This window comes from Pedococcus sp. P1_H8, from assembly GCF_056405175.1.
On sequence record NZ_JBFUCP010000026.1, the window covers coordinates 1 to 919 of the forward strand.

Here is a 919-nt window from a genome sequence, read left to right on the forward strand (position 1 = left end):
TCCCTGCTGAAAGAGGTTTACAACCCGAAGGCCGTCATCCCTCACGCGGCGTCGCTGCATCAGGCTTTCGCCCATTGTGCAATATTCCCCACTGCTGCCTCCCGTAGGAGTCTGGGCCGTGTCTCAGTCCCAGTGTGRCCGGTCACCCTCTCAGGTCGGCTACCCGTCGTCGCCTTGGTAGGCCATTACCCCACCAACAAGCTGATAGGCCGCGGGCCCATCCTGCACCAGTAAACCTTTCCACCCCAGGCCATGCAGCCCGAGGTCGTATCCGGTATTAGACCCAGTTTCCCAGGCTTATCCCGAAGTGCAGGGCAGATCACCCACGTGTTACTCACCCGTTCGCCGCTCGTGTACCCCGAAGGGCCTTACCGCTCGACTTGCATGTGTTAAGCACGCCGCCAGCGTTCGTCCTGAGCCAGGATCAAACTCTCCGTTGAAGACTCTAGACGCCGGCAAGCCGGCAATCAGTCATAGACATCGAGTCAAATCACTAGCAAATAAACTCAACTAGCTTAAAACACTGACCCCCTCAGACGGAAGAATGAGGTGATCAGCAATACCCACACCGTCRAAAGACSRTGCGGAGTACCAAATAATTTGGCACTGACATTCATCGGCACACTGTTGAGTTCTCAAAGAACACGCACACACCTTCACACCCGAGATTAGCTCTCTCGGTGTTCCGGGGCAACTTTACCAGCCTAACCCATCGAAGTCGCGGGCGCAAACCCGCATTCTCTGACTGGTGGGATGGTCAGCGACTTCGTCCTACCTCGTGTCCCGTACCTCTCGGTCCGGGTCGGTGTCCGTGTCGCTCTGACTTGGAATAAGTTACGGGACGTGGACGAGAAGTACCAAATCGCCTGGTCAAAGGTCTGTGAGCCGTAAAAATCGTTCGTTTGGGCGGCATTCACCC

Annotated in this window: 1 rRNA gene; it reads right to left on the minus strand. The window is 56.3% G+C overall.

From position 1 onward, the window contains the following. Positions 1-440, minus strand: a 16S ribosomal RNA gene (locus AC1DYG_RS18615); the annotation flags it as partial. Positions 441-919: the final 479 nt, after the last annotated feature.